The organism is Klebsiella sp. K-3 (assembly GCF_051207495.1).
Taxonomy (GTDB): Bacteria; Pseudomonadota; Gammaproteobacteria; order Enterobacterales; family Enterobacteriaceae; genus Klebsiella; species Klebsiella aerogenes.
This window is the reverse complement of the sequence record NZ_JBPNXF010000010.1, coordinates 198,428-224,233: the sequence shown is the minus strand read 5'-3', so window position 1 is coordinate 224,233 and position 25,806 is coordinate 198,428. Positions and strand designations below refer to the sequence as shown.

General features: G+C 53.9%; 21 protein-coding genes and 1 pseudogene. 9 read left to right on the top strand and 13 right to left on the bottom strand.

Annotated elements, in window-relative coordinates; genetic code table 11:
- Positions 1-11: 11 nt before the first annotated feature.
- Positions 12-782 carry a (S)-acetoin forming diacetyl reductase gene (locus tag ACSEMK_RS18245; RefSeq protein WP_087857867.1) on the top strand — a complete coding sequence of 257 codons (771 nt, stop codon included), beginning with the start codon at positions 12-14 and terminating at the stop codon, positions 780-782.
- A gap of 184 nt (positions 783-966) precedes the next feature.
- On the opposite strand, the gene ACSEMK_RS18240 is transcribed toward ACSEMK_RS18245, so the two are convergent.
- The 5 genes and pseudogenes from ACSEMK_RS18240 to ACSEMK_RS18220 form a co-directional block, all read right to left on the bottom strand.
- Positions 967-1,485, bottom strand: a complete 519-nt coding sequence (locus ACSEMK_RS18240) for a tetratricopeptide repeat protein (RefSeq protein ID WP_435336621.1) — start codon at positions 1,483-1,485, stop codon at positions 967-969.
- Positions 1,486-1,512: 27 nt separating this feature from the next.
- Positions 1,513-3,672 (bottom strand): annotated as a pseudogene (ccmI, locus tag ACSEMK_RS18235) (c-type cytochrome biogenesis protein CcmI); the annotation flags it as partial.
- A gap of 79 nt (positions 3,673-3,751) precedes the next feature.
- Positions 3,752-5,095, bottom strand: a complete 1,344-nt coding sequence (locus ACSEMK_RS18230) for a c-type cytochrome (protein WP_161799854.1) — start codon at positions 5,093-5,095, stop codon at positions 3,752-3,754.
- A gap of 10 nt (positions 5,096-5,105) precedes the next feature.
- Positions 5,106-6,890, bottom strand: a complete 1,785-nt coding sequence (locus ACSEMK_RS18225; protein ID WP_015366945.1) for a GMC family oxidoreductase — start codon at positions 6,888-6,890, stop codon at positions 5,106-5,108.
- A 2-nt stretch (positions 6,891-6,892) separates the two neighbouring features.
- Positions 6,893-7,642 (bottom strand): gluconate 2-dehydrogenase subunit 3 family protein, encoded by a 750-nt coding sequence (locus ACSEMK_RS18220; RefSeq protein WP_183269031.1) that lies wholly within the window; start codon positions 7,640-7,642, stop codon positions 6,893-6,895.
- 510 nt (positions 7,643-8,152) lie between these two features.
- Here ACSEMK_RS18220 and ACSEMK_RS18215 point away from each other — a divergent pair.
- Positions 8,153-8,524: a VOC family protein gene (locus ACSEMK_RS18215; protein ID WP_430915233.1), complete on the top strand. Its 372-nt coding sequence runs from the start codon at positions 8,153-8,155 to the stop codon at positions 8,522-8,524.
- A gap of 7 nt (positions 8,525-8,531) precedes the next feature.
- Here the strand turns inward: ACSEMK_RS18215 and ACSEMK_RS18210 are convergent, their stop codons facing one another.
- From ACSEMK_RS18210 to ACSEMK_RS18200, 3 genes are all read right to left on the bottom strand, one after another.
- Entirely contained in the window at positions 8,532-9,602 is a 1,071-nt protein-coding gene (locus tag ACSEMK_RS18210; RefSeq protein WP_213793728.1) for an ABC transporter ATP-binding protein, read from the bottom strand.
- Positions 9,595-11,364, bottom strand: coding sequence for an ABC transporter permease (locus ACSEMK_RS18205; RefSeq protein WP_087857872.1), 1,770 nt, complete (start codon positions 11,362-11,364; stop codon positions 9,595-9,597). The genes ACSEMK_RS18210 and ACSEMK_RS18205 overlap by 8 nt, the downstream gene beginning before the upstream one ends.
- Positions 11,365-11,489: 125 nt before the next feature.
- Positions 11,490-12,578, bottom strand: a complete 1,089-nt coding sequence (locus tag ACSEMK_RS18200) for an ABC transporter substrate-binding protein (protein WP_047066592.1) — start codon at positions 12,576-12,578, stop codon at positions 11,490-11,492.
- A gap of 522 nt (positions 12,579-13,100) precedes the next feature.
- Between ACSEMK_RS18200 and ACSEMK_RS18195 the strand changes: the two genes are divergently transcribed.
- Complete coding sequence (locus tag ACSEMK_RS18195) at positions 13,101-13,775, top strand: hypothetical protein (protein ID WP_348854598.1); 675 nt, start codon at positions 13,101-13,103, stop codon at positions 13,773-13,775.
- A 2-nt stretch (positions 13,776-13,777) separates the two neighbouring features.
- Positions 13,778-14,470, top strand: a complete 693-nt coding sequence (locus ACSEMK_RS18190; RefSeq protein WP_213316787.1) for a hypothetical protein — start codon at positions 13,778-13,780, stop codon at positions 14,468-14,470.
- A gap of 54 nt (positions 14,471-14,524) precedes the next feature.
- On the opposite strand, the gene ACSEMK_RS18185 is transcribed toward ACSEMK_RS18190, so the two are convergent.
- Positions 14,525-15,148, bottom strand: a complete 624-nt coding sequence (locus ACSEMK_RS18185; RefSeq protein WP_213316786.1) for a DUF2272 domain-containing protein — start codon at positions 15,146-15,148, stop codon at positions 14,525-14,527.
- 372 nt (positions 15,149-15,520) lie between these two features.
- Here ACSEMK_RS18185 and ACSEMK_RS18180 point away from each other — a divergent pair, with 372 nt between their 5' ends.
- Both ACSEMK_RS18180 and fdhF read left to right on the top strand, forming a co-directional pair.
- Entirely contained in the window at positions 15,521-16,612 is a 1,092-nt protein-coding gene (locus ACSEMK_RS18180) for a malate/lactate/ureidoglycolate dehydrogenase (RefSeq protein WP_430915234.1), read from the top strand.
- A 244-nt stretch (positions 16,613-16,856) separates the two neighbouring features.
- Complete coding sequence (fdhF, locus tag ACSEMK_RS18175; RefSeq protein ID WP_430915235.1) at positions 16,857-19,007, top strand: formate dehydrogenase subunit alpha; 2,151 nt, start codon at positions 16,857-16,859, stop codon at positions 19,005-19,007.
- A 59-nt stretch (positions 19,008-19,066) separates the two neighbouring features.
- Here the strand turns inward: fdhF and ACSEMK_RS18170 are convergent, their stop codons facing one another.
- Complete coding sequence (locus ACSEMK_RS18170; RefSeq protein ID WP_430915236.1) at positions 19,067-20,077, bottom strand: AraC family transcriptional regulator ligand-binding domain-containing protein; 1,011 nt, start codon at positions 20,075-20,077, stop codon at positions 19,067-19,069.
- Between the two features lie 278 nt (positions 20,078-20,355).
- On the opposite strand from ACSEMK_RS18170, the gene ACSEMK_RS18165 reads away from it, so the two are divergent.
- Both ACSEMK_RS18165 and ACSEMK_RS18160 read left to right on the top strand, forming a co-directional pair.
- Positions 20,356-21,957: an aldehyde dehydrogenase family protein gene (locus tag ACSEMK_RS18165; protein ID WP_430915237.1), complete on the top strand. Its 1,602-nt coding sequence runs from the start codon at positions 20,356-20,358 to the stop codon at positions 21,955-21,957.
- A 369-nt stretch (positions 21,958-22,326) separates the two neighbouring features.
- Entirely contained in the window at positions 22,327-22,770 is a 444-nt protein-coding gene (locus ACSEMK_RS18160) for an acetyltransferase (protein WP_430915238.1), read from the top strand.
- 19 nt (positions 22,771-22,789) lie between these two features.
- Here the strand turns inward: ACSEMK_RS18160 and ACSEMK_RS18155 are convergent, their stop codons facing one another.
- The 3 genes from ACSEMK_RS18155 to ACSEMK_RS18145 all read right to left on the bottom strand — a co-directional run bounded on the left by ACSEMK_RS18155 (position 22,790) and on the right by ACSEMK_RS18145 (position 25,066).
- Positions 22,790-23,374, bottom strand: a complete 585-nt coding sequence (locus ACSEMK_RS18155) for a helix-turn-helix domain-containing protein (protein ID WP_316424616.1) — start codon at positions 23,372-23,374, stop codon at positions 22,790-22,792.
- Positions 23,375-23,644: 270 nt separating this feature from the next.
- Positions 23,645-24,265, bottom strand: a complete 621-nt coding sequence (locus ACSEMK_RS18150; protein ID WP_113375037.1) for a histidine phosphatase family protein — start codon at positions 24,263-24,265, stop codon at positions 23,645-23,647.
- A 252-nt stretch (positions 24,266-24,517) separates the two neighbouring features.
- The gene (locus tag ACSEMK_RS18145) at positions 24,518-25,066 is read right to left on the bottom strand and encodes a GNAT family N-acetyltransferase (protein WP_015705173.1); all 549 of its coding nucleotides are present in this window, start codon (positions 25,064-25,066) and stop codon (positions 24,518-24,520) included.
- Between the two features lie 339 nt (positions 25,067-25,405).
- Between ACSEMK_RS18145 and ACSEMK_RS18140 the strand changes: the two genes are divergently transcribed.
- The gene (locus ACSEMK_RS18140) at positions 25,406-25,762 is read left to right on the top strand and encodes an ASCH domain-containing protein (protein ID WP_161798772.1); all 357 of its coding nucleotides are present in this window, start codon (positions 25,406-25,408) and stop codon (positions 25,760-25,762) included.
- Positions 25,763-25,806: the final 44 nt, after the last annotated feature.

Here is a 25,806-nt window from a genome sequence, read left to right as displayed (position 1 = left end):
AGGAAATGGAAATGAAAAAAGTCGCACTTGTCACCGGCGCCGGTCAGGGCATTGGTAAAGCTATCGCGTTACGCCTCGTGAAGGACGGTTTTGCCGTGGCGATCGCCGATTACAATGACGTTACGGCAAAAGCCGTGGCGGATGAAATCAATCAGCACGGTGGGCGAGCAATCGCGGTCAAAGTCGATGTTTCCGACCGCGAGCAGGTGTTTGCCGCCGTCGAACAGGCGCGGAAAACGCTGGGCGGATTCAACGTCATCGTCAACAACGCCGGGGTTGCGCCATCAACGCCTATCGAATCCATTACGCCGGAGATTGTCGACAAGGTCTACAACATCAACGTTAAAGGGGTGATCTGGGGGATTCAGGCGGCAGTCGATGCCTTTAAAAAAGAGGGTCACGGCGGCAAAATCATCAACGCCTGTTCCCAGGCCGGTCACGTCGGCAACCCGGAACTGGCGGTCTACAGCTCGAGCAAATTCGCCGTACGCGGTTTAACGCAAACCGCCGCCCGCGACCTGGCGCCGCTGGGTATTACCGTCAACGGCTACTGCCCGGGGATTGTGAAAACGCCGATGTGGGCCGAGATCGATCGTCAGGTCTCCGAAGCGGCCGGAAAACCTCTGGGCTATGGCACCGCCGAATTCGCCAAACGCATCACCCTCGGCCGCCTGTCGGAACCAGAAGATGTCGCCGCCTGCGTCTCTTACCTTGCCAGCCCGGATTCCGATTATATGACCGGTCAATCGCTGCTGATCGATGGCGGCATGGTGTTCAATTAATAAAAAATAAGCTCTGACATGGTTTGCCCCTGCCTGTTCGCAGGGGCTTTTTTTCGTCTGTTACGGCGTTATTTTGCCGGATGGCGGCTGCGCCTTACCCGGCCTACCGTTCGCGCGGTCACTGCCATTTGTAGCCCCGGTAAGCGACAGCGCGACCGGGGAGCAGTGCAGAAAAAGCAAATATTTACCGCGCCTGCTGCTGCGCCTGCGCCAGCTGGCGGGCAATCGCCTCACGGCGGGCATCGCCCTCCGGCAACAACATCAGCAGTTGCTGTAGCGCCGCTACCGCCTGCGGATAGTCTTCATTGCGGACCGCGCTGAGCGCCAGCATCTCCAGCACCGGCAGGTTTTTCGGCTGCCGCTGATGCAGCTCGCGCAGCAACAGCTCGCCCATCCGCATCTGCGCGTTATCACCCGCCCGCACCAGCGCGCTGGCATAATCAAAGCCTGCCGCCGGGTCAGCCGGGGCCAGCTTATGCGCCCGTCCAAAAGCGCCGATCGCCGTCTCGCCATCGTTTAGCAGCAGGCCGAGCCGCCCAAGCAGTTGCCAGCCGGCGAGATCGTCAGGGCTATCCTGCAGATGGCTGCGCAGCCCAAGCCTCAGTTGAGCCAACTCATCCATCCGCAGCGGCGCAGCGGTCGGATCCTTCGCCTGCGCCAGCAGCGCGGGATAATGACGCTCGCTTTGTCGCCACAGCAGCACCTGACCCACATCGCTGGTTTTCAGATAGAGCCCGCCGCTGACGAAGACCAACAATAGCGCCCCCGGTAGCAGCAACCAGCGGCTAAGCGGCCGAACGCGCGTTGGTTCCTGCGGCGAGATATCCGCCAGCAGCGTACGTTGCAGCTCGACGATCATCGCCTCATTACCGTCAGTACGCTCCTGCTCAAGTTCGCGCAGTCGGGACTGGTACAGCGAGCGGTTTATGTCATTGCGATCCGCTGCTGTTTTCTGTTGCCGCGACCGGCGGTAACGCGGATCGAGCATGCAGCAGAGCCCTCCCAGCGCCATCAGTACGCCGCCGTACCAGATCCAGCGCACGAACGGTTTGTAGTACAGACGCACCGCCCAACTGCCATCATCCAGCTCTTCTCCCAGCGCGGCGTAAAGATCGCGGGTAAACCCGCCGCTGATGGCCGCTTCGGTCATCATCATCCGGCTGGCGGTGTAAAAGCGTTTTTCGGCATACAGCGTGGCTTCCGGGCGACCGTTCCGGCTGACGGCAATCACCCCCTCGCCGCCGCTCCAGTTCGGCCCGACGATATTACGCACGCCCTTGAAGACGAAGTGATAACGATGAATATCGAGGCTGTCGCCAGCCCGCATGCGGACATCGCGCTCGATGCTATAGTTCTGGCTGAAGGTGATGCCAATGACGGTTACCGCCACGCCAACATGGCCGAGCGCCATGCCCCACTGGCTACGCGTTAAGGTACGCAGACCGCGCCAGAAGCCGTGGCGATGCGTGGCCCGTTCATGGACTTCAATCAGCGCGAAGATAAGCACCCACAGCGCCATCATCAGGCCGATAACCGCCATCGCGGTGATGCGGTCCTGAAGAAGCCATGGCAAGACCAGAGAAAGTGACAACGTCACAAGAAGCGATATCGCCAGTCGTTTAAGCTGTTTACGTGGCTCATCGCGGCGCCAACGAATCAGCGGCCCTAGCCCCAGCAGCAGCGCAAACGGCGCCATCAGCGCGGTGAACATGGTATTGAAGAACGGTTCGCCGATCGATATCGTCCCCAGCCCCAACGCTTTATGCACCAACGGCAGCAGCGTGCCTAACAGCACCACCAGCATCGCAGCCATCAGCAGAATATTGTTGCCAAGCAGGAACGACTCGCGCGACCAGAGCGTATGTTCCACTCGCGCCCGCACTCGCCCGCCTTTCACCGCATACAGCAGCAGCGAGCCGCCAATCGCGAGGGTCAACAAAGCCAGTATAAACATCCCGCGCGCCGGATCGGAGGCAAAGGAGTGCACCGATACCAGCACGCCAGATCGCACAAGGAAAGTCCCCAACAGGCATAGCGAAAACGCAGCCAGCGCCAGCAGCACGGTCCAGGCGCGGAAGCTGCCGCGCTTTTCGGTTACCGCCAGTGAATGCAGCAACGCGGTGCCAACCAGCCACGGCATAAACGAGGCATTTTCCACCGGATCCCAGAACCACCAGCCGCCCCAGCCCAGTTCGTAATAGGCCCACGCCGAGCCCAGCACGATCCCAAGTGTCAGGAACATCCACGCCGCCTGCGTCCACGGGCGCGACCATCGCGCCCACGCGGTATCCAGCCGCCCCGCCAGCAGCGACGCAATCGCAAAGGCGAAGGCCACCGAGAAGCCAACGTAGCCCATGTAAAGGATTGGGGGATGAAAAATCATCCCGATATCCTGCAGCATAGGATTGAGATCGCGGCCATCTACGGGATACAGCGGCAGGCTGCGGCTGAACGGATTGGAGGTGAACAGGATAAATAGCAAGAAACCGAAGGCGATCATCCCCATCACCGCCAGCACCCGCGCTACCGCGTCGGGCGGCATCTGACGACTGAAGAGCGCGACGGCGAACGTCCACACGCTGAGCAGCAGCACCCACAGCAGCAAAGAGCCTTCGTGCGCTCCCCAGGTAGCCGCCACCCGGTACCACACCGGCAGCGCGCTGTTGGAGTTTTCCGCCACGTAGCGGATGGTGAAGTCATTGATTACAAAGGCATGCACCAGCAGCGCAAACGCGCCGATGATGCAGATAAACAGCGCACAGGCCAGCGGCCGGGCTAATGCCATCAGCCATCGTTCCTGACGCGCCGCGCCCCATAGCGGAAAGATACTTAGCAGCAGCGCCAGCCCTGCCGCCAGACACAGCAGGTAGTTGCCCAGTTCCGGCATCATGGCTGTGTCCCCTGTTGTTCAGGTGTCATCACGTTTTTTACCTCAGGCGGGGCGAATCCAGTGCCCCGCCCCGGCTCAGTTACTCTGCAGCAGCCGGCAGTTTCGAGACGTCGGCGTTACCTAACGCCTTCTCATCGCGAATCATCGACTTATCTTTTCGTACTTTCGCCACATCGCTGGCGCTCACCGGCGGCGCGTTGTTGCCCCAACTGGTGCGGATGAAGTTGACCACATCCGCAACCTGTTGATCGTCAAGACGCCAGCCGAATGACGGCATAGTCAGGTTCGAGACCGCATCCTTCACCGCCGGCGTGGTGTTGCCGGTCAGAATGATGTGAATCAGCGAGGTCGCATCTTCGGTCTGTACCACCGGGTTGCCTTTCAACGACGGGAACGCGCGTTTATAACCGACGCCGTCGGTACGGTGGCAGGCAGCGCAGTTATCGACGTACAGCGCCGCGCCGGTTTTGCTGTCATCGCCTTTCCACAGATCTTTCGCCACGCTATCTTCCACCGGAGCTGGCGTCTGTTTACCGCCGCGCGGCGGTAGCGACTTCAGATAGCGGGCAATAGCGGTGATATCGTCATTCGAGAGATACTGCAGGCTGTGCTCAACCACGTCGCTCATGCCGCCGAAGACCACGGATTTATCATTGCGCCCGGTTTTCAGGAACTCCGCCAGTTCAGCTTCGCTCCAGCTCCCCAGCCCGTCGCGATTTTCACCGCGCAGGCTGGAAGCCACCCAACCGTCAATCGGCGCATTGCTACCCGCCAGGTAATCATCGCCTTCGCTTTCGCTAAGCGCTTTTTCCTGCATCGTCAGGCTACGTGGGGTGTGGCAGGCGCCGCAGTGGCCAAGCCCTTCCACCAGGTAACGGCCGCGCTCCAGTACCGGGTCCACCTGCGGATTGGCGACAAAGTCGCTCGGCGTCGGGGCGAAGATGCCGCGCCAGAACGCCAACGGCCAGCGCATCGACAGCGGCCACGGAATGTCCGTGTCTTTGTTAGCGACATTTACCGGCTCCACGCCGTGCATAAAGTAGGCGTACATGGCGCGCATATCCGCTTCATTGATACGGGCGAAGGAAGGATATGGCATTGCCGGATAGAGCGTTGAGCCGTCTTTACGCACGCCTTTACGCACCGCATCGTCAAACTCTTCAAAGGTATAACCGCCAATACCATGCGCTTTGTCCGGCGTGATGTTGGTGGAATAAATGGTGCCGATCGGTGTTTCCATTGGCAGACCGCCGGCAAAAGGTTTGCCCTCTTTACCGTTGGTGTGGCAGGCCACGCAGTCGCCGGCGCGCGCCAGATATTCGCCCTGCTTAATCAGATTGCTGTCCGCAGGCGCCTCTTCGGCGAACGCCGCGCAGCTTAACGCACCGAGAACCAGTGCCGATAACCATTGCATTTTCATGATTTGCTTTCCCTTATGCCTGCACCAATGGACCCGGATTTCTCAGGTACTGTTCGCGGATAGCCTTCGCCGACCAGTAGGCCAGCGCGGCAACGGTCCCCGTCGGGTTGTAGCCCAGCCCCTGCGGGAAAGCGGAAGCGCCGATGACGAAGACGTTATGCACGTCCCAGCTCTGCAGATAACGGTTCACCGCGCTGGTTTTCGGATCTTCGCCCATCACCGCGCCGCCGTTCATATGGGTGGTCTGGTAGCTGGTGGTGTCAAAGTGGCTATTGGCGTTTTTCGGGCTGCCGAGCATATATTTCGGCTTCATCGCTTTGGCGATCGGCGCCATCTTATCGAACATAAACTGCGCCATCTTGATGTCGTTTTCCTGCCAGTCGAAGGTCATGCGCAGCAGCGGCTGACCAAAGACGTTTTTGTAGTTCGGATCGAGATCGAGATAGTTCTGGCGATAGGACTGATGCGCGCCGTGGGCATCCATCGACAGGTGGTGCGTGTAGGTGTCGGCCACCGCCGATTTCCATTTACTGCCCCACGCCGGGGTACCCGGGGGCACCGGCACGCCGGAGATAGGCTTGGTCCCCGCCTGGTTGACCCAAAACGGCGAACCGCCGACGAAGCCCGCCGCGCCGTGATCGAAGTTATCGGCGTTGAAGTCATCGACGCCGACGCCGTTGCCGCCCGCGCCAATGAACGGGTTGGTGAAAGTATCTTTATCGAAAATGGCCTTGATAGTGGTCATGTTCTGATAGGCGAAGTTACGCCCGACGACCCCTTCGCCCGTCTCAGGATTGTACGGTTTACCGATCCCGGAAAGCAGCATCAGATGCACGTTATGGAACTGGAAGGCGCCGATAATCACCAGATCCGCCGGCTGTTCCATTTCACGGCCCTGACCGTCGACATAGGTCACACCGGTGGCGCGGGATTTATCGTCGGTCAGATTGACCTTCAGCACGTTGGCGTTGGTACGCAGTTCAAAGCGTTTTTCCTGGCGCAGCGCCGGCAGAATGTTCACGTTCGGCGAGGCTTTCGAATACATGTAGCAGGCGTAGCCGCTGCAGAAACCGCAGAAGTTACACGGCCCCATCTGCGCGCCATACGGGTTGGTATAGGAGTCGGAGGTGTTTGCGGAAGGCAGGTTATAGGGATGATAGCCCACTTCCAGCGCCGCTTTTTCAAACAGCTGCGCCGACCAGGTATTTTTCTGCGCCGGCAGCGGGAAATCGTCCGAGCGATCCGGCGCGAAGGCGTTACCGCCGCGGCCTTTACCGACAACCTTCCCTTTAACCGACCAGGCGGTACCGGAGGTGCCAAAGACTTTTTCCGCTTTATCGAAGAACGGTTCCAGTTCGTCGTAGGTGACGCCGAAATCCTGGATGATCATATCCTGGGGAATGAAGTTTTTGCCGTAGCGCTCTTCATAGTGGCTGCGCATACGCAGTTCGATCGGATCGACGCGGAAATGCACGCCGGACCAGTGCAAACCCGCGCCGCCAACGCCGGTCCCCGGCAGGAAGGCGGCCAGTTGGCGATAGGGTACCGCCTGCTGGCTGGTGTTGTGACGAATCGTCACCGTGCTTTTAGAGAGATCCTGGAACAGCTTGCGGCGGATGTTATAGGTCAGCTCATCGATAACCTGCGGATAAGCGCCGTCCGGCCAGGTATCGCGCATCGGGCCGCGCTCCAGCGCGACGACGTTGAGCCCCGCTTCCGTCAGCTCTTTGGCCATAATCGCGCCAACCCAGCCGAAGCCAACGATCGCTACATCGGTTTTTTTCAATACGGTCGCCATGATTACGCCCTCTCCCCATTAATTGATACCGGCGGGAAGGGATAGCGTTCGCCTCGTTCAACCCAGTCCATAAAGTCGGCGCGCGCGCCGGGAAAATTAATCAGCGTCCAGCCGACCATGCCTTTATTGCCGCCATGGATAGGGTCGCTGAAGAAGCCTTCGCGGGTGTTTTGCAACAGATAGGAGAAAAACAGCGAGGCCGGCAGCTGTTTGAACTGCGCCTTGCCGGATTCCCACAGACCGAGCGCCTCATCCTGCTGTTCGCCGCTCAGTTCAGCAAAGCTCTTGTGATACTGGTTTTGACACCACTCTTCGGCATCGGCGATACCGAGGTTATAAATCTGCTTTGGTACCAGCGGCAGCTGGTAGCCCATCTCTTTCGGCACGTCGGGGTTAAATGGCCCCTGCATATACCAGATGGAACCGGTGGCATAAGGGGTGTTGAGCTGACGGTCGATAAACTCCGGCACACCGGCCTCTTTAGCACCTGGACCGAGTTCATCGGCTGGGATTAAGCGAGCGACGGCGGCGTTGATAAACAGCCACTCACGATCGTTGAAGAATTGCGGCTTCCAGTCGCTGGATGCGGCGTTGCCACCGGCAGAGGGTGCGGAAGCCGCCTGCGCCGTGGCGCTCGTCGCCACGCCAATGGCGCCCACGCTACCGCCGCCGATGACGACCGTTGGAATCAAGGCCATTGATTTTACTAAAAAATCACGCCTCGAATTGTTGGTTTTCTCGCTCGACATAATCACATTCCTGTCAATTAAATTACTGTTTTGACGCTTACAAGCCCAGCAAACCTCGCTCTGGTACCGATACCATTCAGCGATTACGCAACAGACCCTCTGGCTCTGGCCAATAAGACGTACAATAAATCGCCAATAGCGATAAGATTTATAGGGTTATCGTTTGGATATTAGACGATTCTCAACGCAACGCGGGAAAATGGCGCAAATATTCACCGGGTTGTCACGATAAGATCGGGCATTTAATAACCTGAGTGCGGTAAGTCATGCGGAAATTACGCGCCTTTGGTTTTACCAAAGCGCCAATAAAGGGTGATATGTATCACATTTGTTATTTTTTGTTTATGGTACATGGCAGATTAAGCACCTGTAAATACTCGCTTAATGAATAATTAAACAATTCGAGCTGTTAAATTAGTTAATCACCGTTGTTAATTAAATCGATACTGGTTCCCTTATCAATTTAACGACCCGGTGATGTCGTACAGATATTCCCAACCACAAGGAGAATTTATGTTCGATCATGTCAAATTTGGCGTCAGTGATTATGCCGCGAGCAAGGCATTCTTTTTACAGGCGCTGGCGCCGCTCGGCGTGACGCTGGCGGGCGAAGGCGAGCCGGCTTACGGCGCGGAGTTAGCCGGAGCGAACGACGCCTCTTTATGCCTCTATCAAAGCGAAGATAAACCCGCGCCGCTGCATATCGCCTTTTGCGCCGACAGCCGCGAGCAGGTTGACGCCTTCTGGCACGCGGCGCTGGCCGCCGGAGGCAAGGATAACGGCTCGCCGGGATTACGGCCTAATTACCACGCCAATTACTACGCCGCCTTTGTCATTGCGCCAGATGGACACAATATCGAAGCGGTGTGTCATCTGGCGCCCTAAGCAAAGTTTATCGCTGCGGGAAAATCCACACATCATCCGCGGGCAGCGTCAGGTGACAATGTTCGGCGTCACGCAGGGCCGTGCCGTAGGCGCGAATCGCAAAGTCATCGCCCTCGGTGCGGAACAGATATTCCCACCGATCGCCGAGGTACATGCTGGTCAGCAGCGGAAGTTCCAGGCTATTGTCCTGCGGCGAGCAGTCAAGGCGCAGCCGTTCGACGCGGATCACCGCCGTCGCCGGCTGACCGACGCTGACCCCCTCGCCCGCGCGCCCCCATAGCGCCCAACTGGCGCCTTCAACCCGCGCTCGCCCATTCTCCAGCGCCGTCACCTTACCGTGCAGGCGGTTATTGCTGCCCATAAACTCGGCGGCGAACAGGGTGGCTGGGTTACCGTACATCTCCTGCGGCGTCCCCTGCTGTTCAATCACGCCGTTGTTAAGCAGCAAAATGCGATCGGAGATCGCCATCGCTTCATTCTGATCGTGGGTGACCATCAGCGCCGACAGGCCCAGCTTGATAATGAGCTCGCGCAGGAATACCCGCGCCTCTTCACGCAGCTTGGCGTCGAGGTTGGATAGCGGCTCATCCAGCAGAATAACCGGCGGGTTATAGACCAGCGCCCGTCCTATCGCCACACGCTGCTGCTGGCCGCCGGAAAGCTGATGCGGGTGCCGGTTGCCCAGATGTCCCAGACCTAACTGATCAAGTACGCTCTGCACCCGCTGTTTAATCTCGCCGCTGGCCACTTTACGCAGTTTCAGCGGATAGGCCACGTTGTCGAATACCGTTTTATGCGGCCACAGGGCGTAGGACTGGAACACCAGCCCGAGATTACGCTCTTCCGCCGGGATTTCGCTACGCGGACTACCGTCATAAACCACGCTATTGCCGATGGTGATCCGCCCGGCGGTCGGTTTCTCCAGCCCGGCGACCGCACGTAGCAGCGTGGTTTTCCCGCTACCTGAAGGGCCAAGCAGCGACACCACTTCCCCGCGTTTGAGCTCCATCGACACCCCTTTCAGCACCGGGTTGTCGCCATAGGTCAGATGCAAATTGTCTACCGATAACTCAATCATGTAATTTCACTCCAAAGCGCAGGGCGATACCCAGACCGACTACCACCAGCAGAATATTGATAAACGATAGCGCCGCGACGATATCAATGGCGCCCGCCGCCCACAACGAAACCAGCATCGACCCGATCGTTTCGGTGCCTGGCGACAACAAATAAACGCCGGTTGAATACTCGCGTTCAAAGATCAGGAACATCAGCAGCCAGGAACCGATAAGCCCGTAGCGCGCCAGCGGAATGGTGACGTGGCGGGTGATTTGTCCGCGAGAAGCGCCGGTACTGCGCGCGGCCTCCTCCAGCTCCGGCGCCACCTGCAGCAGCGTTGATGAGATAAGGCGCAGGCCGTAGGCCATCCACACCACCGTATAGGCCAACCAGACGCTGAAAATGGTGTTGCGCAGCGCGCGCAGTTGCACGATAAGGTGTTCGCGCAGCCAGTCGGCGACCGGCAGCGCCGAGAGCCAGCCATTTTTCAATGACTGATCGAGCCACATCGGCACAAACAGAAACACCCACAGAAACGCCAAACCGGCCAACAGGCCCGGCACCGCACGAGGTACCAGCACGCTGTAGTCGAGAAAGCGCGTCACGTTATCCGGTTTACGGTGCATGGCGATACCGACAAACAGATAGCACACCACCGCCAACGCACCGCCGATAATCCCGATCGCCATCGAGTTGACGATCGCCCGCAGCAGATTCGGCTGCTGCCAGATGTTGCGGAAAGTCGCCAGCGACAGCTCATCCCATAGCGAAACGCCAACGCCCCAATTGGAAATAAAGGCCCGTAGCGCCACACCCAGCAGCGGAACGCCGATGGTCACGGTTAACCACGCCACCACGACCGCGCCCGCGACCCAACGCCATTTCCCCAGCGGCAAGGCGCGCGACTGCGACGCTTTACCTTTCATGGTCACGAAGCGGTTGGCGGTACGCATCAACCGGCGCTGCAACATCACCAGCGGAATGGTAATGCAGATTAACACCACCGCGACCGCCGCCATCAGATGGTAAGAGGGCGTTCCCAGTTTATTGGTCAACTTATAGAGATAGGTCGCCAGCACCATGTTGCCTTCCGGATCGCCGAGCACCAGCATCAGGCCGAAGACCTCCAGGCCGAGGAAGAACAGCAGCACGCAGGCGTAAAGAATGGATGGCCGTACCATCGGCAGGCTCACCGAGGTCATCACCTGCAGCGGCGTGGCGCCGACGGTACGCGCCGCCTCTTCCACATCCGAACCGACGCTACGTAGCGCCGAGGAGATATAAAGATAGGCATGCGGGACGTGCGTTAAACCGGCTATTACCACGATGCTGAACATCGAGTAGATATTCCAGGGCACAAAACCCAGCCACGCCTGCGCCCACTGCGACAGGAAACCGACCGGCCCGGCGGCCACCACATAACCAAAGCCCAACACCATCGGCGAGACGAAAATCGGCACCAGGATCAGCGGCTCAATAAAACGCCTGCCGGGTAAATCGGTACGTACCATTAAAAAGGCCAGAATTCCGCCCAGCGGAATCGCGATAATGACAAGACCAAAAGCGAGGATAAATCCAGAGCGTAAGGCCAGGTAAAAATCCGGGTCGGTAAAAATAAAACCGAAGGCTTCGAGGCTCCACTCTTTAGAGCGGGCAAAAAATGGTGCGGAAAGAAAACTTTGCGCCACAATAAATAATAGCGGAACGTAAATTACCAGTGCCGCTATCAATACCACTATGCCACGCGGTAGCCCTTGCCACTTTCTGCGTAAAATGTTCATCTTTAATTCCCCTGGCAAAGTGCAGAGATAAATTATCAAGAAGAGATAATGAGTACTTATTTACTGAATACTGATACGATCATTCCCCCGGATACGTTCCAGGGGAAGTTTCATAGGTAATTACTTTATTTCGCAGCAGCGGCACGCCATTGCTTAATAAATTCCAGACGCTGTTTGGGTTGCAGATATTGCAGCAGGCTTTCATCCACCGGAATCGGCTTCAGCGCATTGCCCAGTAATTTGGTCATCCCGTCGATATCATTTTTACCTTCAATGTCGTTGCGAATTGACGGGATATCGCCCTGAGAGGCAAGAATTGTTTGCCCTTTTTCCGACAGTACGTAGTCGAACCACAGTTTCGCCGCATTTGGGTGTCCTGCTTCCGCAGTAATAAATGAGACTCGGGACAGCACCAGCACGTAGTCTTTCGGATAGGCGATGCCTAATGACGGGTCGGTTTTAGCGCGCGCTTCGGCATAGGATCCCAGGATGTTATAGCCGATCAGGTTTTCACCGGAGGAGACGCGCTCCATCATGGTGCCGGTAGAAGATTGCACCGTCAGGCCGCCTTTGGCGATATTCGCCAGGTCGGCGAAGTAGTTGGCGTCAGCTTTGCTATCCTGCACCGCCAGCATAAAACCAAGCCCCGATTTCTCGATATCGTAGGTGGTGACTTTGCCTTTAAATTTATCAGCCTGCCCGGCGATAAGTTTGGCCAATGCGGTATGTGAATCCGGCACTTCATTTTGTGGGATCAGCCGTTTGTTATAGATAAAGACCACCGGCTCATAGGTTGTGCCGTAGGCTTTTTGCTGCCAGACCGCCCATTTCGGCAGCTTGCCGACTTCCGGCGAGGCATACTCTTGCGCATAATCGGTGGCTAATTTCAGCGCCGTGTCCATGGAAGAGCTCCACACCACGTCGCCGCTCCCGCCGCCGGCGGCTTGTTCACTAATATAACGGTTGTACAGCTCGGTGCTGTTCATATCGTTATATTCAACTTTAATCCCAGGATATTGCGCTTCAAAGCCTTTAATTAACGGCCCTGCCGCTTTGGTGTCCGTTGTGGAATAAACCACGACTTTACCTTCTTTCACCCCGGCATCAACGACTTTTTGATAATCTGCCGGGTAGCCCTGCGGCACCTCCGCCAGCGCGGAGTACGAGAAGACTGTCGTCAGTGAAACCACTAAACCACCGATTTTCTTATACATAAAATCAACCCTTAAGCATCAATAATTAAACACAAATTTAACATATAGTGCTACAACACCCTCTGCAACGCTGCGGTTGGGGTTTTTATGGCTTTTGTGACAATGGTGTAGTTTAAAAAGTAGTGTTTATGGAGTTTATTCAGCGAATAGTGAAAACAGCGAGCGAGGTCACAGATTAATGCTGCGTATTGAAGCCTGTTTATCCAGCGCCTATAGTCGGCCACTAACTGCGGGTCTCAGTAACGAGCCTATACAGTCATCATGGTAATTTCTTATAAATACATAAAGTTACTATGCGAAATTATTTTTAACGGCCAGCATTGTATTTTCTTGCTTTTGTGCCAGACTCATTTTAATCGACAATAACATTTTTATCTGCCGTATTTTTCGTTGACCGTTTTTCATAAATCACCTGATAGCAATTTGCGGCTATCAGTCTGTTGATGTTGAATGTTTTAAGCGAGTGCAATTCCGTTTATTTTTAACAAGTCATCTATTCCCATTTAAGCTGGAGCAAATCTTATGCCTATTATTGGTACACTTTATGTCGTCCAAAAAGAACACAAAACCCCGGTTGATATACACCTTGAAAATACTGAGGAAGGCGAATATGTCTATTATACGGCGGATGCCAGTATTGATGCGGATGGCGCCAATGGGCAAAACGGCTCTCCCGCTGCTTACCAAATAAATGACCATTTTAAGGAAATCGGCAGCGATCGTTTAGTTAGCCTTAATTTAAAAATAGATTCCAATGGTGTATTCCACAAAATAAACCCTACAAGTGGAGTTAATGCCATCTTAGAAAGCAATGGTCAACCAAAAATATTTCCGCAAGGAATTATTGCATCTAAAACATCATTACATTATCAACATATTTCATTAGATGACCCCAAAGCTTATATCGATGCAGCGACAGTTCTTTACATTGCCGTACCAAAGATAGTGATCGCGCAAACAAAAGGCACAGTGATTGGATGCCAGGCGAGAGTAACATGGAAAGATAAATCTATAAATTGCGTGGTTGCAGATAGTAGCGGCAATGGTATTGGTGAATTAAGTATTGCTGCAGCAGAGGCGCTAGGGGTAAGCGGAAATCCGCGACACGGAGGTATTGATGAAATCGCCGTCAGGTATGAAATTTGGCCCGGTAAAGCCACTCCGGGATTCCCGTTACTCCCCACCAAGCATCATTAACTATGAAATACTGGCTGTTGTCCGGGTTATCAATGCTTATCTCCTGCAGCTCACCACTCCCGGTTCCGGTTATTGATGCCGATAAAGAGTGTATTCAGAACGCTCGTACATGTCATAATTATGCCGATGGTCTGGATTCTTTTAAAAAGGTAGTTGGTGCATACAAAGCCTTCGCCATAAAATGGGAACACGTTGCCGATACCAAAAAGCTGGAGTCGCAAACAGCAGATGAAATAACCTTTTACGGATTACTGGCCAGTGCTGTCGGACTAGCCACTAAATCCCCTGAGACGGTGATTGCCGGCGCGTCAGTGGGTGCGGCAGGTACCCTATACAGCAAGCGATACCGCCTTGAAGTGCAATCGCATAATTACGATTTGGCTTCTCAGGCGATGCAGTGTCTGTATATGGCAACATTTCCTTTCAAAGACCGTAAGTTTCCTGATAATCATGCCATTCGTAACGCCGCGCTGGACTCATTAACTAATGTCAGAGGGAAGTTAAGACAGTTGCAATATTCGATGGTACTCGGCACCCCCGATATTTCTGGATTAATCGCCATTATTAACAACCCATATAAAATGCCAACTCCAGTGATTACAGGAAATAATGCAAATACTGTTTCTGATATGTCCCAAGCGGAAACCAACGAGCTATTCAACGAAATGAAAAAATGCGAAACCAAACTGAACTAGGATATAAACCAGGAGAACATCATTGATGTTCTCCTGTCATTTATCTTAGCTCTATTATGAGTTTATTCTAATAATAGCTAAAAAAGGAGCATCATTCATGTTCAGTCCGCCATTACTTGTCAGATCATAGGTTGATGAAGCAACTGCATCGCTAACGTTTCCCCCTACGGCTAAAATCGTACCATTGTTAACCTCAATAACAATATCACTGTGAGAATCAAAATTATTATTATCGTCAACAAGAATGTTATTATAAAAAGAAATTGCACTATAGTAGGTTAATGGCTCATGATAGTTGCCATTTGCATCAGGCCGTCTTTTACAAATGATATCGCCTACTTGCACCGGGGTAAGTTCTGGATCTAACAATGAAAATTTTGGATATTTCCCCGCATAGATATAGGCGCAATATTCGGAATGATACGATTTTAGTGGAAAATCATGGCCAGTATAGCCTATCTGTTTTATACAAAAACAAATAAAAGCAGCCGACCATGCATAAGGGCTCGTTCCGTCCAAATCAGCACCTATAGATTGCCAGTATTGATGAACAATAGGAGAGAACTTAGCCTGTGACTCCAAATGTTGCGATTTTAAATTCGGCGTTCCTGGATAGGTTCCCCATTTGTCCCACTCATTAATAACAACCTGAGATAATTGCTGTGCAGAAATCGGCATAATAAACCTCTATATGATAAGGTAGAATATCATTAGTGTGAGTTTTCCATGCTTTAAGAAAATACTCTGAGCATATTTATTGGTATACAGGCGAATGTCTGGTGCGCATTTAATGCGTCACAAATATAACTCTAGATATAAAGCCTCAATAAATAAAGGCGGTATCGCTATTTACTTTCTTCTATAAACAACACTTTGCTAAGAAGATCGTATCCATATGATATATCGGTTATTTTTTCACACTAATAAGTATACCGATTTATTATCTCTAAACCTAAATTCTACGGCTAGCTCCTTGATCTTCTGCGCCTTGCGGCGCAGCATGGAACGGCAAACGCAACAAAACAACAACATACATCGAGGAGACTATCCGTGCCTACAGGACATCGATTTCGCCCCACGGAGCTACACCACTTCGTCACCACCCTGTTCACGCAGCTGGGCAGTTCGCCAACCGAAGCCGCGCTGGTCGCAGACCACCTGATCGCAGCCAACCTTGCCGGACACGATTCCCACGGCGTCGGCATGATCCCGAGTTACGTAAAATCCCATAGCGAAGGGTTTCTGCAACTTAACCGTCACGCCAGCGTGATGAAAGACGCCGGCGCCGTCGTCACCCTCGACGGCAACGCCGGTTTCGGCCAGGTCGTTGCCCATGAAGCCATGCAGTTGGGGATTGAAAAAGCCAAACAGCACGGCCTGGCCGCCGTGGCGCTGCGCAATGCTCACCATATCGGGCGCATCGGTTACTGGGCGGAACAGTGCGCCGCGCAGGGGTTAATATCCATTCATTTCGTCAGCGTCGTCGGCGACCCGATGGTGGCGCCATTTCGCGGCAAAGATAGCCGCTTCGGCACTAACCCGCTCTGCGTCGTCTTCCCGCGTGAAGGCCACCCGCCGCTGCTGCTCGATTACGCCACCAGCGCCATCGCTTTTGGCAAAACCCGCGTCGCATGGCATAAAGGCGAAGCGGTGCCTGCCGGCTCATTGATTGATTCTCGCGGCGAACCGACCACCGATCCGGCGGTGATGCAGACCTCGCCGCTTGGCGCCCTGCTCACCTTTGCCCAACACAAAGGCTATGCCCTGGCGACGCTGTGCGAGGTGCTCGGCGGCGCGGTCTCGGGCGGACAAACGACCCACCAGGATAGCCTGCAGGGCTGCGTCGACGCCATCTTCAACTGCATGACTACCATTATTCTCAGCCCTGAAGCCTTCGATGCGCCGCAGATGCAGCGCGAAACCGAGGCCTTTATCGACTGGTGTAAACGGTCGCCGCACGATGCCGATACGCCTATTCTGGCGCCGGGTGAGTGGGAAGCGGCCAATCGTCAGCAGCGGCTGGCAAACGGTATTCCGCTCGATGCCAGTAGCTGGCAGGCGATCTGCGTCGCCGCGCGGCAGGCCGGGATGTCGCAGGAGACGTTGAACCAATTGCAGCAGAACATGGAAGTCAACGCTTAACCTCAGCCCCCGCGGGGCGATCGTCAGCCACGGCGTCCCGCGTCATCGTCACTTGTGACGACGTCAGTGATTTTCCCGCGTCTTCATCACCTTCATCCCGCGTCATCAGCGCTATTTTCACTTTGGCACGCATTATGCAATCGAAGTGCATCGCACGACGTTCGACGTCGCGCGTTTGCTGACGGTAGCCTGCCGGGCCCGGCGCGCTATCGCCCTATCTTCACTGTTAACAGGTCTGTTACTGATGAATAAAATTACCAGCGTGTGCCCCTATTGCGGGGCGGGTTGTAAACTCAAATTGGTTGTCGAAAATGATAAAATCATTCGCGCCGAGGCCGCTGACGGCGTCACCAATCAAAACCAGCTATGCCTGAAAGGCTACTACGGCTGGGATTTCCTCAACGACACGCAGCTTCTCACGCCTCGCCTCAAGCAGCCGATGATTCGTTATCAGAAAGGCGGCCCGTTCACCCCGGTCAGCTGGGAAGAAGCGATTCGCTACACCGCCGCTAAGCTCCGCGAGATCAAGGCCAAATATGGCCCGCGCGCCATTATGACTACCGGATCGTCCCGCGGCACCGGTAATGAAACCAATTACGTGATGCAGAAATTCGCCCGTGCGGTACTCAATACCAATAACGTCGACTGCTGCGCCCGCGTTTGCCACGGGCCGTCGGTCGCCGGCCTACAGGCTTCTCTCGGCAATGGCGCGATGAGCAACTCGATAAGCGATATTGAGAACTCAAAATGTCTGCTGGTCTTTGGCTATAACTGCGCCGATTCTCACCCTATCGTGGCGAGACGGGTACTGAGAGCCCGCGACAACGGCGCGAAAATCATCGTCTGCGATCCGCGGCGCATTGAAACCGCCCGCATCGCCGACCAGCATCTGCAACTCAACAATGGCAGCAATATGGCGCTGGTCAACGCCTTCGCCTATGTCCTGCTGGAAGAAGATCTCTACAATCACGATTACGTTGAGCGTTATACCGAAGGGCTGGAGACCTACCGCGAGGCGGTGAAAGACTACTCTCCCGAAGCTGTGGAAGCGCTGGTCGGCGTCCCCGCGCTGGCCATCCGGCGGGCGATGCGCACCTTCGCCGCCGCCCCTTCCGCCACCATTATGTGGGGAATGGGCGTAACCCAGTTCGGCCAGGCGGTTGATGTCGTCCGCGGTCTCGCCAGCCTCGCGCTGCTGACCGGCAACCTCGGACGGGCCAACGTCGGCGTCGGCCCGGTGCGCGGACAGAATAACGTCCAGGGCGCCTGCGACATGGGGGTGCTACCCAACCAGTTCCCGGGCTATCAGGACGTCACCGACGCCGCGGTGCGCGCCAAATTCGCCAATGCCTGGGGCATCGATCCGGCGCTAATGGATACGCAAATCGGCACCCGTATCACTGAAGTCCCGCATAAAGCGCTGGCGGGAGAAATCAAAGCCTACTACATCATGGGCGAGGATCCTCTGCAAACCGAGGCCGATCTGGGTCTGGTACGCAAAGGGATGGAAGCGCTGGATTTCGTGGTGGTGCAGGATATCTTTATGACTAAAACGGCGGAAGTGGCTGACGTTCTGCTGCCGGCGACATCCTGGGGCGAGCACGGCGGCGTCTTTACCTGCGCCGACCGCGGCTTCCAGCGTTTTGAACAGGCTATTCCGCCCACAGGTAACGTGAAACGCGATTGGGAAATTATCAGCCTACTGGCCAGCGAGATGGGCTATCCAATGCATTACACCAGTAACCAGCAAATCTGGGATGAAATGCGCGAACTCTGCCCGCTGTTCTACGGCGTAACCTGGGAGAAAATGGGCGATATGGGCCACGTGCAGTGGCCGTGCCCGACGCTCGATCACCCCGGCACGCCGTGGTTGTATCAGGATAATCACTTTGATACCCCATCGGGCAAAGGGCAACTGTTCGCCGCGCCATGGCGCGCGCCGGCGGAAACGCCGGACGATGATTTCCCGCTGGTGCTCTGCACGGTGCGCGAAGTCGGCCATTACTCCTGCCGTTCAATGACCGGCAACTGCGCGGCGCTGCAGTCGCTGGCGGACGAACCGGGCCGGATCCAAATGCACCCTGCTGATGCCGAGCGGGCGGATATCGCCGATCGTCAGCTGGTATGGGTGAGTTCGCGGCGCGGCAAAGTGATGACTCGCGCCGATCTCAGCGAGCGGATCAACCCCGGCGCGGTGTATATGACCTACCAGTGGTGGGTCGGCGCCTGTAATGAGCTGACCCAGGATAATCTGGATCCTATCTCGAAAACGCCGGAAACCAAGTACTGCGCGGTGAAGGTAGAGGCTATTGCCGACCAGGACTGGGCGGAACGGTACGCCTGGACGACCTATAGCCTGATGAAGGCGCGGTTAAAGGCGGCGGCAAACGCCTGAGGGTAAATTCAGGGAGAAGCTTAGCTTCTCCCTGGAATCTGACGTTGTCTGGATTGACATCAAAATAGGCCTTCTTTGGCATGACGGACGCTGTCAGGTGTTTTCCCAGTCCACCCCTGGAATGCGCGATAAAAGGAATTGGGATCTTCGAATCCCAGGAGGAAAGCGATCTCTGCGCCGGACATCGTGGTATTTGCCAGATAGTGTCGGGCAAGGCTCTCCCGCACCATATTGACCAGGGCGCGAAAGTTTTCACCCTCCTCCTCAAGCCGACGTTGAAGCGTACGCTTGCTCAAACCCAGTCGTTCCGCGGCCTTCTCAATGGTAGCCGCGTTACCAGGCAACAGCTCCAGTAAGACAGCACGCACGCGTTCCGCCGTCGACGCCGTCGAATCAAGTTCACTGAGCCGTCGACGAAGATCGGGTTCGAACGCGTGAAACATGCTTTCGTTGACCGTCAGGAATGGACGCAAAGCATCCACAGCGGCGAAAGCGATTGCTGGATACTCTCCCTTTTGCACAGGTACGCCGAAGAAATTCTCGTAACGCCGGAGATAATGACTGGATGGAAGTTGCGGCAGGATAACGCGATACGCCTTAATGTGCTCACGGGTAGCCAGTCTGGCTAGTCGCACGAAAAACGCAATCTCGGCCACTTGCAGCGAGTAAGGTACCTCGGTTTGTATCGACAACCAGCGAGGCGTCACGACCAGTTCGCCTGCGTCACCCGTATTGACTTCCAGGCTCATGGGCGCCACAAGTTGCTTGTATTTGGCGAGGCGATGCATAGCCTGTACCAGATTCGCGCTGCACAGGGCAGCGAACAGTGGTGGGTTGAAAGAATCAGCCGAGAGAGTCTCGACAATGCGTAAGGGAAACATGGCATCACTTGCCTCAGCCTCTAAAGCGCGCCAGAAACAAAAATAGTCTTCGCCAGAAAGCCCGTGTCTTGTACGGGAGAGTAAATCGTCTGGAAGGCCGGCCCGACGCAATACATGGCCAGGCTGAACACCTAAGTCCTTCAGTATTGCCAGCCAGCCAATATCCATGGGAAAAGTTTTGTTTTGCACCTTCAGAACTCCGTCACTATTGCTCATTCAACCGACGCTCAGAGTATAGAGCAGTCGTGCGCTTAACCCCCTTCAAACCGCGCCACAATGACTGCACGTTGCGCCAACCTGTAACATTCGCGACTCACTCCCTGTGCTGGCATCTCTCGCATTAAAATTGGCGCGGATTGCCAGAGCGTTGTCGCGGCTTGCTTCCTATAGTGAGATGTAAACATCGCACCAGCCAGGACACGTTCCACCTGTCCTGGCGGTCCAATCTGAGCAATAGAGAAATTCCAATGAATGCTACCGAAGCTATCGACCAACTGGATCCCCAAAAATGGACCACAACATCTCCCGCAGAACGTTTGCGTCTGCTGGAGGAAGTCCGTGCAAACCTGAAGAAGTACGGTGATGACCTCGCCTTCGCCGACAGCAAAATGAAGAATGGCATCCTCGGTGCGCCTCTTTTTTCATACCCAATGTCTAAGGTTGCTACCGTCGTTCCTATGGCGAGTACCGTCTCGGCAGCCATCATCCTTTATGAATCCATTCTCGACGGCAAGATGCCACAGCCGCTGAGCGTGGAAAAAGTGAGTGAGGATCTCTACGACATTTATGTCTTTCCGCAGGAGCGGAAGGACAAGTTGATGTACGCGGATCAGAAGAGTCGCATCCGTGTGAAAGGCACGCCGAAACAAATCAATCCGATGGAAAAGCCCGCGGGTATTATTGCCGTGCTGGGTGCCGGTAACTACAGCTCAGCGCTCGAGGTGTTGAAAGCAATCTTCTTCGAGAACTGTGCGGTCGTACACAAACCGCATCACCTGAACGAAGAAACCGACAGGATTTGGGCGAAGATCATGCAGCCGCTGATTGATCGGCGCGTTCTGAGCTTCTGCGATGCCGATCGGGGACAAGACCTGACAGTAGACCCCCGCCTCTCCCGGATTTACTTTACAGGTGGAACCGCAACGGCCGAGGCTATTATGTCAGCGACAGAGACGCCGCTTATCTCCGAATGCGGCGGCAATAACCCATGCATCATCGTGCCGGGCGACCGGCCATGGACAAAGAAGGAAATTGAGCATCAGGCAGTGCAGATAGCCACCATGGCAAAGTTCAATGGTGGCGCGAACTGCGGTCGTCCCCAGACTCTGGTGACAAGCAAGCACTGGCCGCAGCGCATGGAATTCCTCGACGCGCTGCGGGTCGCTATCTCGGAGACTACTCCGGCCATGGGTATGTACTACCCCGGTGCCGACAAGGTCGTGGATGGTTTTCGCCAGGCCTATCCCGATGCGGAAGTACTGAGCCCCGAGGGCGGCAAGTATCCGCATTCCGATGTCATATTACTAACAGGCGTTGAGCCCGGTGGCTACGCCACTTCACATGAAGCGTTCAGCCTGGTGCTCGCTGAGGTGCCGCTTGACCTGCCAGCCAATGCCGCGCACTTTCTCCCCGGCGCCGTCAAGTTCGCCAACACCCAGCTCCTGGGCACGCTCGCCAGCGCGATACTTATCGATGAGGACACCAGAAAGGCCCATCAGAAATTACTCGAGCAGGCGGTGTCTGACCTGGAATATGGTGCGGTCGCCATCAACAGCATGCCGTCCTTCATTTTTCTCAACCCCTATCTTACCTGGGGTGGAAATGAGGCAGGCAAGACGTTCGTTTCTGGTCGCGGCAACTTTGGCAACCTACTCAATTACGAGAACGTTGAGAAATCGATCATGGAGGCAAAGTTTATGTCACCAGGGCACATGCTCTACACCAACAAGCGAGCGTTCGACAATATGGCTGGAAACATGGCGAATTTCGCAGTCGAGCCTACCTGGATGAACCTGACCTGTCTGATGGGGGACGCCATCCGCGATAGCTTCCGTAAAAAAGATTTCTGAGTCAGTACAACACATCGGCCTGAAAGGCCTTATCTAACTGCCCCTTACTCGACTAAGTTGTAGCGAGTCTGCTTCATAGCCGGGGCAGTGAATGTGACCTTGAGGACATGCATAGGGTGAGCTCCACAACAATAAATCGGAACTCATCGCGGCTTTCCACAATAAATCGTGGTGCTCGAACGGCTTGTACGCCAGTTCGAGCGCTATCAGGCCAGAGCCGGTCGTGGCATTCTGCACCTGAAAGTGAGGCTAGCAATGATAGACATAGCGACATCATCACTATTGTGAATTTAATTACACCATAGTAAATTACGTGGATTCATTTTGTAGGTTATTACCCAAAAACATGTCCATTTTAAGGAAAAAAAGATGATAAAAATCAGAATGTCACGACCTTCTGAAGCGGAAGACATCATCCAAATTTGGAAAAGTTCTGTAGATGCTACGCACGATTTTCTGACAGCCCATGACCGGCAAGAGATCGAAAAAGAGGTGGTCGGCTTTTTTTCAGAAACCCCTGTATGGGTAGCGACAAATGATGAAGACCTTCCGCTCGGATTTATGTTTTTACATGATGGCCATCTGGAGGCGCTGTTCGTAGATGCCTCTGCTCGCGGGCTTGGCGTCGGAAAACAGTTGATATCCCATGCCCTTGCTCTTCATCCTGATTTAAGCGTCGACGTCAATGAACAAAACCAACAGGCCGTCGGGTTTTATCAACATATGGGCTTTCAGGTTTCAGGGCGCTCCGGGCAGGATAGTCAGGGAAGACCTTATCCCCTGCTGCACCTTAGTAAAAGGAATGGCGTCTAACCGTTTGCCAGGGAAAATATCATCTGTTTTTTTGGCTAAACGCAACGATGTATGTACAGCTCTGTTCGCTATCCGGGTTAGTCATTTGGCACTCGCCTGCAAAGGTAAGAGCAAGACAGTCACCCGCTTGTAAGTGATGGGTCTGATGATTGACCCTAAAATCAAGGTTGCCGCTCAGCATCCAAAGTGTTTGCCCGCAAAGATGCTCAATAGCCGAGGCGGGGATCGTCAGTTGACCCATTGCAGGGATTTCAACTTTTATCAGTTCCGGACTGGCGCCCGCCGGGGACAATGTCCAACGGATAATGCCTGATTGTTCATCAGTCCAATGCTGCTGCTGGTGAGCGAAACGAACCAGCGAATTCTGATGTTCCTCAAGCTCGGCGAAAAGTTTTGATAGCGTAATATTCATGGCGTTCGCTAAACGACTAAGGATAGTCGCGCTGGGACTGGAGACGCCTCGTTCAATCTTACTAATCATCGCCTGGCTCACGCCTGAGCGTTGAGCAAGCTCCGTTACCGTCCAGTTACGAGCTTTCCTGTGCTTTAGTAATAACTGTGCAATGTCGCTATCTACTATCTGATTTTTATCTTTTTTATCCATTTCACCCTCACTTTCGCCAGCCTGATTATGCCATTAGCTAAATTAGGCTGGAATCATTGATTGTGTCAGTGTGAAAAAGTCAGGTTTCAATAGCTGGACAATCATTTTAAGTACCTACGTCATCAGAAGAGCATGAGTTTGCGATGCGCACTCCCGGCACAACGCGGGTAAGTTAATGAGCTGGAGGTCCGCTATGAGCGAGGAGCGGACATTGTGCTTAAATAATGATGACTCTGGCAGGATGGGTTTTCAATATCTGGAAGGTAGCCACTAATTCAGGTGACGTAAATGTGTAGCAATCCCCCACTTTAGGCCAATACATTTTCCATTAATCAGGTCGATAACAGAATAACTTGCATTGGGATGAGCATAGCGAGGGAAACTATTGACAGTCCCTTCTTTAAGAATTGCGAGAGTGCCCTGACTGACATGCCCGTGAGACACAATACATATTGTTTGTTGATGTGATGAGGTATCTTCCAGGTTTTGTAAAAAACGCATAACTCGCTGAGAAGCATGCGCCAGTGACTCCCCCCCTGGTGGACAATACTCTGCATCAAGCCTGAATAATGCATTTGCATAGTTTGGATGTTTTTGTCTGAGTAGTTCTAACGGCATACCTTCAAACTGACCAAAGGCCTGCTCTTTAAGGGCCGGTTCAGCCGTCAGTGAACAGTGAAAGTGTTCAGCCAGGCTTTGCCCCATTTGCCAGGCACGCCCAAGCGGAGAAGCGTAAACACGCTCTATTTGATACTCACTTGCACTAAACGCTGCTAGTAGGACGGATGTTTCACGCAAGCCCCGACAGGTCAAGGAGCTATCGCTGTGCCCCTGAATAATTCCTTCCAAATTCCACTCTGTTTCTGCGTGTCGAACAAGTAGCAATTTCATCGTTAGCGGGCCATGCTCGTTGTTGATCAAAATGCCCCAACAGCGCGATGTCAAACACACACCGTTGAAGCAGCGGAAGGCTTTCCTGTTTTGGAAATAATGTACAAGTGTCGCTTATTGCCGTTATGCAGCGGCTCTGGGTGTGGGGCGCTGAATTTTATCCGTAGTTAACTTCCGCTTTTGGCACGGAGCGGACGTGTTAACGAAGCTGAAGGTCCGCTGGGAGCGCTTAGCGGACATGCCATCAGCTTATCAGCCACCTTTACGAGCATTCCATTCATCACGTGTGATTTCCCATAGCTCGGAATCTAGCAGACCGCTGACATATGCTTTCTTTTCAGTCCTAATGAGCCGCATGCCACTGCTTTGTGAGATACGTTTGGAGCGGTTATTGAGAGCCGCTTTCGGCGCACGCAATATAGTCTTATTTAAGGAATTGAACCAATAATCTGTAGCTGCGTTACAGGCCTCACGCATAAAACCTTTGCCCTGATGCTCCGGTGCTAACCAAAATCCTCGGTTGTTATCCTCAACATCATAAAGACAGATTAAACCTACCATGTTGTCAGGTGTTTCACGATGCCTAATAGTCCAGATCCAAGCGATTCCATTTGCTATATCAGGCAAGGCAACGTTATTGACATAATTCTCGGCGCCATTATCCGGATAGGGCCACGGTACTGATGAGACCATGTACCGAACAATCTCCCAGCGAGGATAAAGTATCTGAATTTGTGAGGCATCTTCTGAGGATAATGGTTTTAACAGTAAGCGTTCTGTATAGAGTATAGGTATTGGCATCAGCACTTTTCCTTCCTGAACTTAGTGTCTATTACTGTTTAAGCCATTAAATAGCTATCTCAATGTATCTTGATGTACAGAAAATATCCATACAATAGGAGGCGCGGTTAACAAGCAGTCAGGGGCAGTTTTTGGCACTGCGCGGATGAACCAACTGAGTTTAAGCTCCAGTCTGAGCGAAGAGCAAACCACACTATCTGAGGTAACGTATTACTGTTAATGGTGAACCCATTAACGCTAATACTATTATTACTTTTTTTCATCAACGTTTAGGCAGATGCATTAATGGTTAAGCTTAAGGAAATAGAAATGAAATATCCAGGCGCAGGGGCCTGGCAAATGGGAGACAGTCCAGAACTGGCAAGCGAGCTTGCTAACCTTATTAAAAAAGGAATCAAAACGGCCTCTTGTGGATCTTTTGCCTCTTACCAACAGGAAGAATCTGCTCCGAGGATTGGCAGCTATAACATAATTCTTGATGGACAGAATGTCCCGGTATGCGTGATCCGGCTGGTTTCGCTACAATTGGTGCGTTTTTGCGATATTAATGAGGAGTTCGCTCGCAAAGAGGGTGAAGGCGATTTAAGTCTTGAATACTGGAAGAAAGAGCATCAGCGATTTTTCATCCGTGAAGGTCATTTTTCTGAGGATATGGAGTTGATCGCAGAAGAATTCGAAGTGGTTGAGGTGCTGTAATCGGAGAGAAAATTGCTGATGTTTATCTATCACCCTTTTCATAA

What these genes read in the sequence shown, in the direction of transcription:
- ACSEMK_RS18245 (WP_087857867.1), top strand. Translation starts at nt 12, where the DNA reads ATGAAAAAAGTCGCACTTGTCACCGGCGCCGGTCAGGGCATTGGTAAA.
- ACSEMK_RS18225 (WP_015366945.1), bottom strand. Translation starts at nt 6,890, where the DNA reads ATGGCGACCGTATTGAAAAAAACCGATGTAGCGATCGTTGGCTTCGGC.
- ACSEMK_RS18215 (WP_430915233.1), top strand. Translation starts at nt 8,153, where the DNA reads ATGTTCGATCATGTCAAATTTGGCGTCAGTGATTATGCCGCGAGCAAG.
- ACSEMK_RS18210 (WP_213793728.1), bottom strand. Translation starts at nt 9,602, where the DNA reads ATGATTGAGTTATCGGTAGACAATTTGCATCTGACCTATGGCGACAAC.
- ACSEMK_RS18205 (WP_087857872.1), bottom strand. Translation starts at nt 11,364, where the DNA reads ATGAACATTTTACGCAGAAAGTGGCAAGGGCTACCGCGTGGCATAGTG.
- ACSEMK_RS18200 (WP_047066592.1), bottom strand. Translation starts at nt 12,578, where the DNA reads ATGTATAAGAAAATCGGTGGTTTAGTGGTTTCACTGACGACAGTCTTC.
- ACSEMK_RS18195 (WP_348854598.1), top strand. Translation starts at nt 13,101, where the DNA reads ATGCCTATTATTGGTACACTTTATGTCGTCCAAAAAGAACACAAAACC.
- ACSEMK_RS18190 (WP_213316787.1), top strand. Translation starts at nt 13,778, where the DNA reads ATGAAATACTGGCTGTTGTCCGGGTTATCAATGCTTATCTCCTGCAGC.
- ACSEMK_RS18185 (WP_213316786.1), bottom strand. Translation starts at nt 15,148, where the DNA reads ATGCCGATTTCTGCACAGCAATTATCTCAGGTTGTTATTAATGAGTGG.
- fdhF (WP_430915235.1), top strand. Translation starts at nt 16,857, where the DNA reads ATGAATAAAATTACCAGCGTGTGCCCCTATTGCGGGGCGGGTTGTAAA.
- ACSEMK_RS18165 (WP_430915237.1), top strand. Translation starts at nt 20,356, where the DNA reads ATGAATGCTACCGAAGCTATCGACCAACTGGATCCCCAAAAATGGACC.
- ACSEMK_RS18160 (WP_430915238.1), top strand. Translation starts at nt 22,327, where the DNA reads ATGATAAAAATCAGAATGTCACGACCTTCTGAAGCGGAAGACATCATC.
- ACSEMK_RS18155 (WP_316424616.1), bottom strand. Translation starts at nt 23,374, where the DNA reads ATGGATAAAAAAGATAAAAATCAGATAGTAGATAGCGACATTGCACAG.
- ACSEMK_RS18150 (WP_113375037.1), bottom strand. Translation starts at nt 24,265, where the DNA reads ATGAAATTGCTACTTGTTCGACACGCAGAAACAGAGTGGAATTTGGAA.
- ACSEMK_RS18145 (WP_015705173.1), bottom strand. Translation starts at nt 25,066, where the DNA reads ATGCCAATACCTATACTCTATACAGAACGCTTACTGTTAAAACCATTA.
- ACSEMK_RS18140 (WP_161798772.1), top strand. Translation starts at nt 25,406, where the DNA reads ATGGGAGACAGTCCAGAACTGGCAAGCGAGCTTGCTAACCTTATTAAA.